The sequence below is a fragment of the Methanobacterium sp. BRmetb2 genome, from assembly GCA_003491285.1.
In the GTDB taxonomy this organism is placed as follows: domain Archaea; phylum Methanobacteriota; class Methanobacteria; order Methanobacteriales; family Methanobacteriaceae; genus UBA117.
In genome coordinates, this window is sequence record CP022705.1 from 1,188,472 (window position 1) to 1,205,885 (window position 17,414).

The window sequence follows — 17,414 nt, forward strand, 5'->3', positions numbered from 1 at the left end:
ACTTTAACCCATTAATTTTGTTAAATTTTTTAAAATAACATTTAATATCTGTAGTCTTCTAGGTAATAAAAATCTTTATTTTTAATGAAAAACATAATACATCTAAATAATTAACATAGTGAAAATTATGATTAAACGCATTATATTATTTTTGTTTGTTTTTGTATCAATTTTAGGAATATGTGGAGCAGCTTCAGCTACATTAATTTCAGATAATAATACACAAGATTACACTATATCTGAAAATGAAACAGAGATAAATGATACTAACTCAACGGTTGATAATTCAACTTCAAATATCTCTGATGAAACTACTGGAAACTCATCAGCCAAATCAATTCTAAATGAATTATTTGTTAGATTTAAAATTACAAATCCAAGTACTAACCCAATTGCCAAGAATTTGCATGCCCAAGTTAATGCTACAGTTATAAAAGATTATAAGGAAATAAGCGGACTGCAGCTGGTTAAGATACCTGCTAATATAAGTTTAGAGGATGCAATTCACATATACTCCCAAAACGCTTATGTTTTGTATGTTGAACCAAATCAAGTTTATCAGATCGGTTTAATACCTAATGATACGAGTTTCAATAACCAGTGGGGTCTTTATAACAATGGCCAGATAATTTATGGTTGGTGGGGGATAGCCGGAGCAGATATTAATGCAGTTAATGCATGGAATATTAGTACCGGTTCTTCAAATGTGGTTATTGCTGTTTTGGACACAGGCATTGATCTAAATCATATTGATCTACAAGGTAATTTATGGATAAACAGGGGAGAAATACCTAATGACGGCATAGACAATGATAATAATGGTTACATAGATGATTATTATGGTTGGGACTTTTTTAATAATGACAATGATCCAAGTGACGACAATGGACACGGAACAAGCATTGCAGGGGTTATAGCTGCAGTTGGAAATAACAGTCAGGGAATAACAGGAGTAATGTGGAATGCCCAAATAATGACATTAAAATTTCTTGATAAATATGGCTACGGCACAGATGAAGATGCACTTGATGCAATTTTATATGCCAATAAGATGGGTGCACATGTAATAAATAATTCATGGAATGGTGGAAGTTATTCTAAAGTTTTAAAAGACGCTATAAGTTTATCAAAAGCTTTGGTAGTATGTGCGGCAGGGAATGAATCTAAAAATAATGATATTATACCTGAATATCCTGCAAGTTATACTTGTTCCAACTTAATCAGTGTGGCTGCAACGGATATGGAGGATTATATAACTTATTTCTCTAATTATGGAATCACCAGTGTTGATGTGGCAGCACCGGGGACGTATATTTACAGTACATTACCTGGAAATAAATATGGCTTTTCAAGCGGAACATCAATGTCTACTGCATTTGTTTCAGGATTAGCTGGACTGATAAAATCAGTAAGACCGGATCTTACCAACATTCAAATAAAAAATACAATCCTAAATAATGTGGATGTTAAATCATCTCTGGTAGGTAAAATATTAACCGGGGGCAGAATTAACGCTTATAAAGCATTAACTAATATAATTACCAGTTTAAATTATCCAAAGATATTAAACACAGATCCCGGTAAAAATTCAGTAGAAGTTCCTCTTAATAAGATAATAAAAATATATTTCAATGGAGATGTCAAAAAGGGAAGCAATTTTAATCGGATAAGCCTTAAAGATGCAAAAGGAAAATCAATTTCGATACAAAGATCTATAAATGGCAATATTCTAATTATTAATGCCTCAAAACTAGTCTACGGAAATAAATATACTTTAAAAATCCCTGCTGGATCAATAAGGAATATTTATGGTAACTATTTCTTGTCAAATTACAGTTACTGTTTCAACACTATTAAACTACATAATTCCTATATTAAAGTTCAAAATAGGGGTTATGGTTCCTTACACTTTATATACTATGTTGCCATAACCCGGCCGGCTATGAAAACAATTTATAAACGTCTTAGTGGTACACTTTACCGTGGAAAAACTACCTTTTTAAATATAGGTAAACATCCTCTGGGGACAAAGATCCTGTTATCAGCATATATCTACAATAAATCCAGGTATAGAAGAACCGTAAGTATAAGAAACACTTTTTTAGTGCAAAACATGAATTCATTGAGTCGAAAAATTTACATGAGATGGGTTAAAGCTTCTCCGGGAAAACGATATAAAAGCCCACTTTATACTCGTAGGTTAATCCAAATAACTTCATTAGGATTGAAAATCAGGGTAATTACTCCACTTCGTAGATTATAGATAGTAAATTTAAACAAAAATTGGCTTTTATTTATTAAATCAAATTATAATAAGGACAATTAACTCTTTTTTTAATATAAAATTTGGATTATCCTTCTTAAAAAATTATTTATATCTTGCTTTAAGATATAATGAATTAAGATAAGTATAATTTTAATCAACAGATTCATTTAAAGAATACTATTAAGTGATAAAATGCTTCAAATTGCAGTAACCGGAAAACCAAACGTTGGAAAATCATCTTTTTTTAATTCATCAACCTTATCTGATGCTGAAGTGGCTGGATATCCATTCACCACTATAAATGCAAACAAAGCAGTGGCTCATGTGGTAACCACTTGTCCGTGCAAAGAACTAGAACTGGTTTGCAGTCCCAAGAATTCAAAATGTGTAAATGGACAGAGATTTATACCTGTAGAGTTGATAGATGTTGCGGGTTTGGTCCCAGGAGCACACGAGGGACGAGGTCTTGGAAACAAATTTTTAGACGATTTAAGACAGGCAAAAGCATTTATACATGTAGTAGATGCTTCTGGGTCTACTGATGAGGAGGGAAGGCCTTGTGAGGCAGGAAGTCATGATCCATTAGAAGATGTGGAATTTCTCCAACACGAGATAACCATGTGGCTTTTCGGTATCCTAAAGAAAAACTGGAATCGGCTGGTAAGAAAAGCCCTATCTGAAAAATTGGACATCTCAAAAGTATTATACGAACAGCTCAGTGGAATTGGAATAAAATTAGAGGATGTTATAGAGGCTAAACGAGGATTAAAAACTGAATATCATACTTGGAGTGATGAAGATATTATAAGTTTACTGGATAAACTCCTTCGAATATCCAAGCCCATGCTAATTGTGGCTAATAAGGCAGACATTCCAACGGCAGAGGATAATATCAAAAGGTTAAAAGAAAAATATGACAATGTGATACCTGCATCAGCTGAAGCCGAACTCGCATTAACTAAAGCTGCAAAGGCGGGTTTAATTTCTTATAATCCTGGGGATTCAGATTTTGATGTCCTGAATTCTGATGGACTAAATGAAAATCAGAAAAAAGCTCTTGGATACATAAGAGAGAATGTACTTCAGAAATATGGCAGTACAGGAGTTCAAGAAGCACTCAATAAAGTTATATTTGATCTTTTAGATATGTTGGTTGTTTTCCCCGTAGAAGATGAACATAAACTCTGTGATAAAGATGGAAATATTTTACCTGATGCTTTATTGATCAGTAAAGGGTCTAAACCTCGGGACATGGCCTATGTTATCCACACTGATATTGGAGATACTTTCCTTCATGCTATTGATGCTCGAAGTGGTAGGAGAATTAGCAGTGATTATGAAATTCAGGACTTGGATATTATAAGTATAATCTGCAGATAGTGGGTGCATAAAAAGAAAGGATACATTTGTTTAAAAAGTAATCATAGTTAATTTGGAAAACTGATTGATCTTTTTATCCAATAAATTTGAAACGTATGTTATGGAGTTGATATTACGGATTTAAAAAGTTTATGGAATGTGATATAAAAACGGGTGTAAAAATGACAGAAACTAAAACAGAGATTTATCTTTGTAAGTGTGGCAAGGATTATATAACATTAGAAAAAAGTGTCAGTAGTAGGTTGCGTTCATCCATTAAGAAAGGAAATTATAGTTTTATTACTCCATGTCCTGTCTGTGGAGTATGATTGATGAAAATGGTAGAGATTTGCGTAAAATGATAAAATTTTGATAATTTATTCAATGGATTAGGAGGTTCTCTTTCAGTTAAATGAAACAATCATATTTATGTCCCAAATTTGACTATTTTCTTAATTATTTTTCCTATTATCTATTATCTGCTTTTAATAAGTAATAATTTCTCTTATTTGATCATAAAAACATTTTTAGTAAACTTTTATTATTCAATAAGGGATTAACCTTAATTTTATATCTTATTCTATTCATAAAAATAATGGGAATTATTATTTAAAGAGGTATATTTCAACTGTAAGTGAGGAAAATGAAAATTTATAAACTTCCTCCTGAAAAAGTATATGAAAAATTGGACACATCAACATCTGGTTTATCTGAAAATGAAGCAGATAATCGTCTAAAAAAATATGGCCTCAATAAAATAGAAGAATTTAAAAAAACCCCATTAATATACATATTTTTAGCTAATTTTTATCATGTACTTGCTTTACTTTTATGGGCTGCTAGTATACTGGCTTTTATTTCTGGAACTCCTCAGCTGGGCGTTGCTATAATTGCTGTAATTATAATTAATGCTATTTTTAGTTTCTGGCAGGAATATGAAGCAGAAAAGGCAACTGAAGCTCTTAAAAAAATTTTACCCACCCATGCAAAGGTTATTAGGGATGGTAAAGAGGAAAAGATACTGGCAGAAAAATTAACACCGGGAGATGTCATTGTACTGGAAGAAGGTGATAATATATCAGCTGACGCCCGTTTGGTGGAATCTTACCAGATGAAAGTTGATACTTCTACTCTAACTGGCGAATCAAGACCTGTGCGAAAAATTTCAAAAATTCCTAAAAAGGAACATAACTACTTGGAAATGCCGAATATTGTTTTTGCTGGTACCAGTGTATCTTCTGGATCTGGAAAAGCTGTTATAATATCAACGGGAATGAACACGGAATTTAACAAAATTGCCTCCATGACCCAGGTTGTGAAAGATGAACCCAGCCCTCTTCAAAAACAGATAAACAGATTAGCACAGATAATAGCTGTGGTTGCTGTATCAATGGGATTCATATTATTTGTAATCGATATATGGGTGATTAATTTACCACTTGTACTTGGTTTTACTTTTGCTATAGGTTTAATGGTGGCTAATGTTCCAGAAGGGCTGCTTCCGACGGTGACACTAGCACTGGCAGCATCAGCCAAAAAAATGATCAAAAAAAATGCATTGATAAAACGTTTATCCAGCGTGGAAACCTTGGGATCCACCACTATTATATGCACAGACAAAACAGGAACCTTAACCAAAAATGAAATGACTGTGCGCAAAATCTGGATACCCTATGAAGTAATTGACGTTACAGGCACAGGATATGATCCTGAAGGAGAATTTCTCCATGAAGGACAAAAGGTATCCCACAAAGAATTTAAAGAACTTGAACTGGTTGTTAGGACTGCTGCTTTTTGTAATGACGCAAAATTAATTGAAACGGAAAAATCTACAGATAAATATAAAATTATAGGAGATCCAACTGAAGCTTCTTTACTGGTGGCTGCACGTAAAATTAATTTTAATTTAGAAGAAGAATTAAAAAGGATGCCTCGAATAGAAGAACTTCCTTTTGATTCAGATAGAAAATCCATGAGTTCCATCCACCAGAAAAAGGATAAAAAAGTTGCCTATGTCAAAGGAGCTCCCAAGAAGATAATTTCTCTATGTAACCAAATTTCGGTAGAAAATACTGTTCGGGAGTTCACTTCTGATGAAAAAGATGAAGTTACAAAAATACATGATGAAATGGCTTCCGATGGTTTACGAATTCTTGCAATGGCATATAAAGAGTTATCAAATGATTTTAAAGATTATGATCCATATGTTGTAGAGAAAGATATGATATTCACGGGAATGATGGCTATGCATGATCCTCCAAGACCTGAAATCAGGCAAGCTGTTGAAAAATGCCATCAAGCAGGTATTAGAATAATTATGATAACTGGAGATTATGGGCTCACTGCCAGGGCTATTGCAAAGGAAGTGGGAATAATATCAGGGGATTGTACCATAATCAAAGGTAAAAAATTGGATGAAATGACAGATTCTGAAGTGGTTGGGATTATTAAATCTAAAGGTAATGTTATATTTGCTCGGGCAGTTCCAGAGCATAAGATGCGTATAGCATCTATCTTAGAAGAGGAAGAAGAGATTGTGGCCATGACGGGAGACGGTGTAAATGATGCGCCTGCCCTTAGAAAAGCAGATATCGGAGTTGCAATGGGCATCACAGGAACTGATGTTGCTAAAGAAGCATCAGACATGGTTTTAACTGATGATAATTTTGCGACCATTGTTTCTGCTATAAAAGAAGGACGTACCATCTATGAAAATATTAGGAAATTTATAACCTACATATTTGCTCACGAAACAGCAGAAATTCTGCCCTTTGTTTTGATGGTAGTGTTAAAAATTCCCCTGCCTATAACCGTGATGCAGATTTTAGCTATTGATCTTGGAACTGATACTCTTCCTGCTCTGGCTTTAGGTATGGGTCCTTCTGAATCAGATGTGATGAAAAGACCTCCCCGAAGTCATGAAGAACGCCTTTTAAATCTACCAGTTATATTTCGTGGTTACGTATATCTGGGATCAATCGAGGCTTTACTGGTGATTTCAGGATATTTTTGGGTTTTATTCAGTGGAGGATGGCAATGGGGTGATAATCTCTTGTTTACAGATCCTCTCTACCTTAAAGCTACGACTATGGTCTTTGTAGGTATAGTATGTGCTCAGATTGGTAATTTGTTAGCATGCCAGACAACCAGAATGTCCAGTTTTAAACTAGGATTATTTAAAAACAAGTGGATTTTAAGAGGAATATTATTTGAAATTGTGGTGATACTGGCAATTGTTTACATCCCATATTTGCAGGATATATTTGGAACAACATCTTTGGGTATTAATGATTGGCTTTACGTAATTACCTTTGTACCAATAATGCTTTTTGCAGATGAATTAAGAAAATACTGGATAAAAAGGAAAAATATACTTAGTTAGTTTTTCAATCTTTAAATAATTCAATTTTCACATTTTTAAATGGTTTAATCTCTAATTCACCATTTTTTAAAATATTTTTAAAGGAATAAGCCAGTATTTGAACCCCTTTTTCATCAGCAATTTTAAGGGCATTGGAGAATTCAGGGTCCATCTTGTAATTAGGTGAGAATTTTTCTGCATCTTCTCGCATTATTAAAAATAGAACAGCGCAGTTAAAAGATTTTTCCCTGGCATGGGTAAGTTCTTCAACATGTTTTCTCCCCCGTTGGGTAGGTGCATCTGGAAACAGGGCCAGGCCATCCTCTACCAGGGTACAGCCTTTGACTTCCAGCAACATCTTATCTTTTCCACTTGAAAGTAAAAAATCAATACGGCTTTTACCGTAGGTGTACTCTCTTTTCTCTACAGTATATCCTTTCAATTCCTTGAAAATATCAGATTCAATTATATTTGCAGCTATATTACTGTGGATGCCTGAGTTAATAATAACCCATCTATCCTGGTGAAGCACCCCAAGTACATCAAACTTGGTCTTTCTATGGGCGGTATTACTGGCGGCTTTAAGCAGTAATTTTACATTAGGGATTAAAAGTTCCTTGAGCCGACCTGGATCTTTTAAGTGCGCTTCAAACTTTTTATTATTTGATTCAAATAATATGAGAAACCTGTTGGGTCTCTCAATGAATTTTCCGGTAATTAAATTCTTTATTATCATAACAACACTGCAATTCTCTTATTTAAAGAATAAATATCAAATTATTTTTTTTAGTTGATTCATAAAATCAAGTTCGTCCTTTTTTAGATGTATAAATCCATTTTATCCACGGTTTTGACAAATTCATGGGCGTAATTTAAAATCTGGGAATAAGAATCATATGTATAAACTTCATATATTATGGCCGGAGTTCCGGATTTTATTAATGGAATACTTACATAAGGTCCGCTGGTAGGTTCTGGCAGTAGAGGAGGCACGTAATAAGCTAACCAGGGAAGTTTATCTTTAATTTGCCAGGCGATTCTTTCAGATTTAGTGGATTTTAAAGGTGAAAAAACAAATAGTTTCTCACTATAATTTCCTCGATTAGAATGCACATCCACCACCAGGTCAAAATTATTTCCTTTTATATCTGGAACTGCGAATGAATAGGCTAAAATCTGGCCGTTTATTCTTCCTTTAGTATAATCCTCTTGATCCTTGGTAACCATAACTCGATAAATATAATAACAATGTTTTAACGCTTTATCATTTGTTTTTATTGTGTCTAGTACAGCTGCATGTGATTTTGATTCAAGGGGGTGGACTCCTATAATATAAGCAATTTTAACTGGAGAACTGATATTGCCGTAGGGACCGTCTTTTAAAACTGCACCATAATTCATATGGTTCGGTACATATTTAAAAGTAAAAATTTCATTATTAGAATCATGATTAAAGCAATTAGAATAATATACAGTAGATAAAACCAGTATTAAGACTATGATAATCAGTGTTATGTAAAAGTTTTTTTTACCAGTTTTCTGCATCTTATCACACAATTTTTTATCTTATAATAATAAATCAAGTAAATTAATTAGTATGTTTCACTCATTAAATTGTAACTTGTAACATATATTTTAACATATATTTTATTTCATTAATGATTCGAGGTGAAAAATTGCATCCCAGACCAAGCCCAATTGCCGCGTCTTTATACACGTTAAGAGACTTAAATGCAGATGTCATTGTATTACACGGACCACATGGTTGTTGTTTCAGAACTGGCCGATTGTTAGAAAATGATGGTGTTAGGGTGGTAACTACTGCCATGTCTGAAAATGACTTTATATTTGGAGCATCATCCAAGTTAGAAGAAGTACTAGAAAAAGTTGATTCAATGTTTTCTCCAAAGTTGGTGGGAGTAGTGGGGACCTGTGCCAGCATGATAATCGGTGAAGATTTGAAAGAGGCAGTTCAGAAGGCCGGAATTAATGCCAAGGTAATTAGTGTCGAATCTCACGGAGGATTTGGTGAGGGGGATAATACTGAAGGCGCTATTGCAGTTCTTAAAGCAGCAGAAAGAGAAGGAATAATATCTCACGAAGAAACTGAAAGACAATCTAAAATGCTTAGATTAGCTACTAGAATTGAAAAAACAAGGGGAATGGCCAAAGGCGAGTATATTGCTCCATCTTTTGGTGATGATAAGGAAAAAATTGCCCAGATACTAATTGAAAAATTTGAAAATAATGAAAAGATTGTCTTGGTATTGAATTCCAAGAAAGAAACATCTTACCTGTTTGCAGATATACTAAAAATCCCATTTACTCAACTATATCCTGAAAATAAACCCACCATAATTGCTAATCTAGACGAAAAAATTGGACTTCCACGAATAAGACAGCACGCCGTCAACATTAAATCGGAATTATCAGAAAATGGTGTTGAAATTGATTTTATAACCGGAGGTCTGGATGAATATCCCGTTACTGGAGAAAAAGCTGCAGATATTATTAATGAGATAGGCGCGGATTTTGTAGTAGTGGCTGGTGTGCCACATGCCGTTCCCATCGAAAGGATTAATTCAAATTTACTGGCTATAACTGACGGCCCACGTTTGGTAGAACCATTAAAAGAGATAGGATATAATTATGTGGTAACTGAACTGGATGCACATTCTAAGACTTTAGGTACAAATAAAATAGTGAAATCTGATTTTGGAGAGGTTTTAAGAAAACAACTCCCTCAGAATAAAAAGTAAAAAAACTTATTTAGTATTACTAGAATATAGAAATGTAATAAATAGTATGATTTACCATCATCACAGAATAATATTTAAGGGTGCAAGGTGATTAAAATGAGTAAAACTGTGGGTATGATTCTCTGTGGAGGGTTTGGGAAGCGTTTACGGCCGCTTACTGAGTCTATTCCTAAACCATTAATTGAAATGAAGGAAGGTTACACTATTCTTGATAAACAGCTTTTTGATTTCAAAAATGCAGGGGTGGAACGTGTTATTCTTTTAACTGGTTTTTTAAGTGATAAAATAAGGGAAAGATATGGAAAAAATTACGGGGGTTTGCAGATTGAATATGTGGAAGAAGATGAACCTCTTGGTACTTTGAACGCTATAAGAATGGGAATGGATCACATTGATGATGAAAAACAGTGTGTAATAAGAAATGGAGATGTTGTAGCTGATTTAAACCTTAAAAAGATGATTTATTTAGGCGAACGTTCTAATTATCCTTTATCTATTTTTGTAACTAAAATGCAATCTCCTTATGGTATTGTCGAAATAAGTGGGGATAGATTAACATCTTTTAAAGAAAAACCTATTCTAGATTACTACATTAATGGGGGAGTCTATTTTTCTAAAGGAGAACTAAATTTCGGTGATTTTGACGTGGGAGATATTGAAAAAACGGTATTTCCAGTAATGGCTAAAGAAAATCAGTTAAGTTATTACAAAGAAGATGGACTATTTTGGATGGCCATAGATACATCTAAAGAACTTGAAGAGATAAGAAAAGAATATAAAAACAGGGAAGATAAACCCTGGGGCTATGAGAAAGTTTTAATCAACACTGAAAAATATATGACTAAGGAACTTTTCATAAGGGAAGGATATCAAACTTCTTTTCATTATCATGAAGAAAAGGATGAAACCATGTACATAGTAAGTGGTGCTGGTTACATTGAGTTTGAAGATAAGAAAGAATACTTCGGTAAAAATGAAACAATTAGAATAGAGCCTAAAAAACCACACTCTATTGTGGCCATGGAGAACACGGTTTTACATGAGGTTTCAACACCACACCTGGAAGATACAGTTCGAGTGAAAGATTTTTACGCACGATAACTTTTGGAAGTACTTTTAGGGTTTAATCTCAGAATAAACAAAGTAAACTTATAAAATTATGATTTAATCAGTAATAATGTGCTTAAATTATATAAACAGGATATTCGGGATAAAATGATAACTATAATAGATTATGGTACAGGAAATCTAAAAAGCATAAGAAATGGTTTTTTAAAGGTTGGAGAAGAGGTTAAAATAACCAATAATATAAGTGAAATTGAAAAAGCAGAAGCTTTAGTTTTACCTGGTGTAGGGGCCTTTGGTCTTGCAATGAAAAATTTAGAAGGATATGAGGCTGTTATTCATCAGCACATAAATGATGGAAAACCTTTTTTGGGTGTTTGTTTAGGTTTACAATTATTATTCACTGAAAGCCAGGAAAGTGAAGGAATAAAAGGATTAGATGTTTTTAGAGGGGAAGTGGCCCGATTACCAAAAGGATTGAAAATTCCCCACATGGGATGGAACGACTTGAATATACGTGGAACTTGTCCTATTTTTGAGGGAATAGATAATGATTACGTTTATTTTGTACATTCTTATTATGTCAAACCGGAAGATCCAGATATTATAGCTGCAACCGTGGATTACGGGATTGAAGTAACTGCAGCAGTTTGCCACGATAATGTATTTGCCACCCAATTTCATCCGGAAAAAAGTGGAGAGGTCGGATTAGAAATTTTAAGGAACTTTGTCAAGCATGCGGATTGATTTATCAAATTTAGTATATTTTAACTGTAGCAGGTCATAACTGGACCACACTTAAGAGTACCAAATAATTGAATTGTAATGGGATTCAAATTGTAAAAAACCATGGAATTTAATGAAAACATAATAATGGTGATTTTATGGATATAGAGGGCTTTGTAAGGCGAAATATTAAAAAATACAGCGAAAAATCAGTAAAACAGAATTTAACAGAAAAAATACTTGAATATAAGAGTATAAGCCCGGAAAATGCTCAAAAAATGGCCGAAGCTGTGATTGAAGAAGTTCAAAATACTCTTACTATTTCTGATCATGATGACGCATTTTTAAGAGAACTTATAGGTTATCCCCATTCTGAAATTGGGATGGGAGAAATAGGAGTAGGTTCTCGGGGTGAAGGAGATTTTTTTGTTCACAGAAAAATTGCAGATATAGTGTCCAGTACAAAAATAAATTCATTTATTAATCCCACAGCACAAGATGACGGAGGAGTAGTTCAAACACAGGTTGACTCTAAAGAAGTTTATGTAACCACAGCAGTTGATGGAATACATTCCCGTTTAAGTGAATATCCATTTTTAGGAGGTTTTCATGTTGCAAGGGCGGCTTTAAGGGATGTATGTGTAATGGGTTCCGATCCAGTGGCAGTTATTAGTGATCTGCACTTGGCAGATGATGGGGATGTGGGAAAACTTTTTGACTTTACTGCAGGAGTTTGTGCCGTATCAGAACTAGTGGATGTTCCACTGGTTGCGGGCAGCACCCTTCGGATAGGAGGAGATATGGTCCTGGGTGATCGATTGGTGAGTGCAGTGGGGGCAATTGGAGTTTCCGAGTATCCGCCAACTGCAAGAAAAAGAGCAGAAGTCGGTGATGTAATACTTTTAACTGAAGGTTCTGGTGGAGGTACCATTACCACCACAGCACTGTATCATGGAATGTTTGACGTGGTATGGGAAACCCTGGACATTAACTTTATAAAGGCTTCTGAAGCTATTTTTGGATCAGGATTACTTCCAGAGGTACATGCCATGACGGATGTTACCAACGGAGGACTCAGGGGAGATGCTCACGAAATTTCAAGAACTACGGGCCTGGGGTTAACATTTTATCATGACAAAATCCGTAAAATGATAAACCCTAGAGTACTTCAAATGCTGGAAAAACTGGACATAGATCCATTAGGCGTTTCTGTAGATTCTTTAATGATAATTGTACCTGGAGAAGTATCTGATGATGTTAAAAAGGTAATAAATGATGTGGGTGTACCTATATCTGAAATAGGGTTTGTGGATGAAACTGGAATATCTAAACTAGTTAAGGATGATGTTGAAGAAGAGTTAAAACCCTTGTTTAGAGAAGCAGCTTACACAAAGATAAAAAAGATAGTAGGGGATACGCAACCTGATGATTTCGAGTTAATGAAACAAAAAGTTGAAGAATCTGCCCTAGCTGCAATTAAAAAGAAGGATAAAATTGTTGAAGCCATAAAAAAGCAGTATTAATTGAATTACAGAGTTTTAAAATGTATTACAAGTAGTTATCTAATTTATTCTAACTAGAAGGTATATCATATGGATAATAAAGGATTAATAGTCTCTTCAGATGCTATACTTGCTTTGATTGTGGTTTTCATTCTTTTGGCTACAGTTACCAATATCAGTGGTGATAAATCTGGTTCCTTTATACAGCAAGTGGTAATGGCTAAAAATGCCCAGGACGCCATGGAGTTAATGGCCACTTATAAAAATATTTCCACTAATAAGACAGTACTGGAACTTATGGCTGACCAGCTTATAAAAAATGGTAATCAAAGGTCGGGAATGGATGATGCTGGCCAGATAGCCAGTGAATTTTTAGATAAAACATTATCTGGAAGCAATTACAATTTAATTGAAATAAATAAATTAAATGGTACCCCACTTGCTTCAAATGCAGATATGAATAATGCAGATAATATTTCTTCAGCCAGCAGAACTTGTGGTGAATATATATTTAAACTGTATATATGGGATTAGATCATAATATAAGATAAAACAGCTATTTTAAGGTTTTGAATATGGAATATTTAATTAGAAAGGAGTATAAAGATTATTTTGCCGAACTGGTTTCTTTGGTTGCCAGCGCACCATTGGTAGCCATTCCCATATTTATTTTGATTAATTATGTTCTATTGGATTGGAATGACTTCATTTTTTACTCTATTTTGAGCGTATTTTTTGCAGCAATACTGCCCAGTATAATCTCAATTATATGGATATATCATAAAAAAGTGGAAATGGATATGCCAAATAAATCTGACAGAATTTATCCCCTTTTAATGGTTATATTATCTTATATGGTGGGAACTGTTGTCTTGTATGCTTTTAAAGCACCATCTATCATAACGGTTCTAATGTTTTGCTACCTCTTTAACACAGTAGTTGTACTATTAATCAACTTTTACTGGAAGATCAGTATTCATGTCATGGGAATCTCAGGACCAGCACCTGCTTTGATATATGTATTTGGTTATTGGGGGATCATATTTAGTTTAATAATTCCTTTAATAATGTGGAGCAGATACCACCTGAAAAGACACACATTTTATCAAGTGCTGGCTGGTGCAGGTCTTGGATTTTCATTAACAACATTACAAATATATTTGCTATTGTTCAACTAGGTTTAATGGTTTGTAATATTAAGAAAATGATAAAGACTTTATGAAACCTTTATTTTTTTACTAATTAAATTTAAATAGAAAGAAATTTTTATTAGTTATACCATACGAAAAAGTATAGTACAATTGAACTTACATCCATATCCTTTTATAGAGTCCTTTTTCGATTGTTAATGTTCTTAATTATGGTTGTATATTCTATTTTCTCAGATGAGATAGCCCTGATAGTGTAGCGGATAACACGTAGGATTGCGGATCCTATTCCCCGGGTTCAAGTCCCGGTCAGGGCATTAATCATATAATAAACTTAATTTAAAGGCTGTAGGCATCTGCTAGTTTTTTTTATAATAACTTAAATCAATAAGATTGCTATTAAGAGTTTTTATAAATTTTTAAGGATAACTTAATATTTTAATAGATAAATTCTAAAGCCAACTTTTTATTGAATGTTTAATAAAAATAATAACATAGGAATTATTTAAAAATTAGAAGGGGGATAATTATGAATTCCTATTTTAAAGAGGAAATAGAAACCATGGGTCGTGACCAACTTGACGCATTGGTAGAAGAAAGGATAAAATACACGGTAAAGTATGCCTATGAAAATTCACCATTTTATCGGAAGTGGTTTGAAAAGAATAAAATTAAACTATCAGATATTAGAACCCACGATGATCTAAGAGAACTACCCATAATAACTGGTAACACTATAAGAGAAAGACAGCCCCCTGAAGCCCAAGAATTTGAATTTAAATGCACGGACTGGGAGAATATATTCACTATTCACGAGACCAGTGGAACCAGTGGAATGCCCAAATCATTTTTCTTAACCTGGGAAGACTGGAATCGGTATGCTGAAAAGTACGCTCGATCCTTTGTTTCCCAGAATTTCACAAGAGGGGATAGGGTGGTAGTATGTGCATCCTATGGAATGAATGTGGGGGCTAACACCATGACCTTAGCTGCCCAGAAAATTGGGATGGCCATAATCCCCGAAGGTCGATGCACATTTCCGGTGCGTATAATGGAAAACTATGAGCCCACGGGAATAGTAGCCAGCGTATTTAAACTAATAAGGTTGGCACGAAGAATGAAAAAAGAAGGATTAAATCCAGAGGAATCCAGTATAAAACGCCTCATAGCAGGGGGAGAAAGTTTTGCCCAAGAATCTCGGGCATACGTGGAAGAATTATGGGATGTGGATGTTTATAATACCTATGGGAGTACCGAAGGAACTATGTGTGGAGAATGCCACAAAAAGGTAGGTTTACATGTCCCTGAAGATCTGGTCCATCTTGATGTGTACGATCCACAGCTTAAAGATTTTGTGGGTGATGATGAATGTGGAAGACTGGTTTTAACCACTTTACTGCCGGTGGGGGGTAGATCTGGAACACTTCTATTGAATTATGATACTGAAGATACCACTGTGGTTGTATCTCGTGAGAAGTGTCCATGTGGCAGAACCCACATGAGGATTATGAATCCACAAAGAGAAGCAGAGACATACTGGATTGCAGGTTCACCTTTTAACCGAGTAGATGTGGAAGCTGCAGTATTTCAGCGTGAAAACATGGAATACGTGACTGGAGAATACGAAACATTTCTCTATGGGGATGAAGATGAGGGCGAAGTTACCATGAGAGTGAGTATGGAATGCCAGGATATAGACCACTGCGAAGAGGAACTGGTAAAAGAAAATTTCATTAAATCATTCTTTAAATATAAACCAATTCTGGCCGAGGCCTACTTTGAGGACATACTGAACCTCATATTTAATTTCACCAAGCCTGGAGAACTGGAGTTCTACAAGATTAAAGGAAGACCGAAACGCATAGTTGACCGCAGATAATAAATCAAAAACTGAACAATTTTTAAATTAACGGAGAAGATAAATGTTAAACGCTGAAACATATATTACTGATGATGAAGGAATTGGGGGAAAGATAAGAACTACTTACGAAGATTTTTACGTTGAAGAAATACCGGAAACACTTCCCAGTGGAAAAGGGCCAAATACATGGCTTTTCATAGAGAAAGTGGGAAGAAATACCCTTGATGTTGTACTGGACATCGCCCACATTTTACATATTAGTCGTAAACGGATGGGCTTTGCCGGAATGAAAGATAAAAAAGCAGTTACTCGCCAATGGATATGTGTTAGTAACATTGATCCAGAGGAAATATTGGAACTAGAAGAAAAGCTTCACAAGGTTAAAATAATCTCCATAATGCCTAACGAAAAAAAATTAAGGATTGGACAGCTTATAGGCAACAAATTCCGTATTTTAATACGTGATATAAATGATACTGGAACAGCAACTGAAACTGCTAATAATGTTTTTTCCCAGCTCCTGGAAACCGGCGTACCCAACTATTATGGATGGCAGAGATTTGGTTTTCCCCGGACCAACACCCATCTGGTGGGAAGGGCACTTATTGAAAATGATTTAAAAAAAACCGTGGATTCATACATTGGAAATCCATACAATAGTGAACCAGACTACATCCAAAATGCACGAATGTTATATGACCATGGAGATTTGGAGGGGTCTTACGAAGAGATGCCCTCAAATATGCGCTATGAACGTATGATGCTCCGCACCTTATTAAAAGAAATTAAAAAGAAAACAGAATTAGATGAAACCTCCTATAAAAGAGCTATAGAGAGTTTACCCAAGCCACTTAAGAGAATGTTTGTACATGCTTACCAATCTTACCTATTTAACCAGGCAGTAAGTGAAAGAGCCAAGCTGAACATCAATAAATATGTCGAAGGTGACATACTAATAGATAATGAGGAACACCTGGTTCATGAGTTTAAAAAAGAAGAAGTAAACGAAATGATCAAAAATTTCCAGGTACATCCAACTGCTCCCCTTTTTGGAAGCAAAGTTCCTTTCGCAGGTGGAAAGATTGGAAAGATCGAGGAAAGAATTTTAAATTCAGAAAATATATCAAAAAATGATTTTGAAGTTCCTAAAATGCCAAAATTGGGGAGTCATGGACTTAGAAGATCCATCCGATTTAAAATTTGGGATGCATCTGCTATTCCAACCGAGGAAGGTGTGTTAACAGAGTTTTCCATTCCTAAAGGGTGCTATGCCACAGCAGTGCTGCGTGAAATAATGAAAAATGAGGTAATATAATACCATCTTCAAAATTATGATTTAATACTATTTGAAAGTTATATGAGGTAAT

The 17,414-nt window shown here is 34.5% G+C and carries 13 protein-coding genes and 1 tRNA gene; 12 read left to right on the plus strand and 2 right to left on the minus strand.

Features of this window, described 5'->3' with window-relative positions; all coding sequences use genetic code 11:
• The first annotated feature begins 127 nt into the window (after window positions 1–127).
• From CIT01_05975 to CIT01_05985, 3 genes are all read left to right on the plus strand, one after another.
• Window positions 128–2,263 (plus strand): hypothetical protein, encoded by a 2,136-nt coding sequence (locus tag CIT01_05975; GenBank protein ID AXV37777.1) that lies wholly within the window; start codon window positions 128–130, stop codon window positions 2,261–2,263.
• Between the two features lie 195 nt (window positions 2,264–2,458).
• The gene (gene ychF / locus CIT01_05980) at window positions 2,459–3,646 is read left to right on the plus strand and encodes a redox-regulated ATPase YchF (protein ID AXV37778.1); all 1,188 of its coding nucleotides are present in this window, start codon (window positions 2,459–2,461) and stop codon (window positions 3,644–3,646) included.
• Window positions 3,647–4,268: 622 nt separating this feature from the next.
• Window positions 4,269–7,007 carry an ATPase gene (locus tag CIT01_05985; GenBank protein ID AXV37779.1) on the plus strand — a complete coding sequence of 913 codons (2,739 nt, stop codon included), beginning with the start codon at window positions 4,269–4,271 and terminating at the stop codon, window positions 7,005–7,007.
• 4 nt (window positions 7,008–7,011) lie between these two features.
• Here the strand turns inward: CIT01_05985 and sfsA are convergent, their stop codons facing one another.
• Together sfsA and CIT01_05995 are read right to left on the minus strand one after the other, a co-directional pair.
• The gene (sfsA, locus tag CIT01_05990; GenBank protein ID AXV37780.1) at window positions 7,012–7,722 is read right to left on the minus strand and encodes a DNA/RNA nuclease SfsA; all 711 of its coding nucleotides are present in this window, start codon (window positions 7,720–7,722) and stop codon (window positions 7,012–7,014) included.
• Window positions 7,723–7,805: 83 nt separating this feature from the next.
• The gene (locus CIT01_05995) at window positions 7,806–8,531 is read right to left on the minus strand and encodes a hypothetical protein (protein ID AXV37781.1); all 726 of its coding nucleotides are present in this window, start codon (window positions 8,529–8,531) and stop codon (window positions 7,806–7,808) included.
• A 131-nt stretch (window positions 8,532–8,662) separates the two neighbouring features.
• Between CIT01_05995 and CIT01_06000 the strand changes: the two genes are divergently transcribed.
• The 9 genes from CIT01_06000 (at window position 8,663) to CIT01_06040 (ending at window position 17,362) form a co-directional block, all read left to right on the plus strand.
• On the plus strand, window positions 8,663–9,745 hold the full coding sequence (locus CIT01_06000) for a Ni-sirohydrochlorin a,c-diamide reductive cyclase catalytic subunit (protein AXV37782.1): 1,083 nt from the start codon (window positions 8,663–8,665) through the stop codon (window positions 9,743–9,745).
• A gap of 96 nt (window positions 9,746–9,841) precedes the next feature.
• Window positions 9,842–10,846, plus strand: coding sequence for a glucose-1-phosphate adenylyltransferase (locus CIT01_06005; GenBank protein AXV37783.1), 1,005 nt, complete (start codon window positions 9,842–9,844; stop codon window positions 10,844–10,846).
• 114 nt (window positions 10,847–10,960) lie between these two features.
• Window positions 10,961–11,557 carry an imidazole glycerol phosphate synthase subunit HisH gene (hisH, locus tag CIT01_06010; protein AXV37784.1) on the plus strand — a complete coding sequence of 199 codons (597 nt, stop codon included), beginning with the start codon at window positions 10,961–10,963 and terminating at the stop codon, window positions 11,555–11,557.
• 137 nt (window positions 11,558–11,694) lie between these two features.
• Window positions 11,695–13,059, plus strand: coding sequence for a hypothetical protein (locus CIT01_06015; GenBank protein ID AXV37785.1), 1,365 nt, complete (start codon window positions 11,695–11,697; stop codon window positions 13,057–13,059).
• A 69-nt stretch (window positions 13,060–13,128) separates the two neighbouring features.
• On the plus strand, window positions 13,129–13,572 hold the full coding sequence (locus CIT01_06020; GenBank protein ID AXV37786.1) for a hypothetical protein: 444 nt from the start codon (window positions 13,129–13,131) through the stop codon (window positions 13,570–13,572).
• A 41-nt stretch (window positions 13,573–13,613) separates the two neighbouring features.
• On the plus strand, window positions 13,614–14,216 hold the full coding sequence (locus CIT01_06025) for a phosphoesterase PA-phosphatase (protein AXV37787.1): 603 nt from the start codon (window positions 13,614–13,616) through the stop codon (window positions 14,214–14,216).
• 215 nt (window positions 14,217–14,431) lie between these two features.
• Window positions 14,432–14,503, plus strand: a tRNA-Arg gene (locus tag CIT01_06030).
• A 212-nt stretch (window positions 14,504–14,715) separates the two neighbouring features.
• Window positions 14,716–16,065 carry a coenzyme F390 synthetase gene (ftsA, locus tag CIT01_06035; GenBank protein ID AXV37788.1) on the plus strand — a complete coding sequence of 450 codons (1,350 nt, stop codon included), beginning with the start codon at window positions 14,716–14,718 and terminating at the stop codon, window positions 16,063–16,065.
• A 43-nt stretch (window positions 16,066–16,108) separates the two neighbouring features.
• A complete protein-coding gene (locus CIT01_06040; protein ID AXV37789.1) occupies window positions 16,109–17,362 on the plus strand; it encodes a tRNA pseudouridine(13) synthase TruD in 1,254 nt (417 codons plus the stop codon).
• Window positions 17,363–17,414 lie beyond the last annotated feature (52 nt).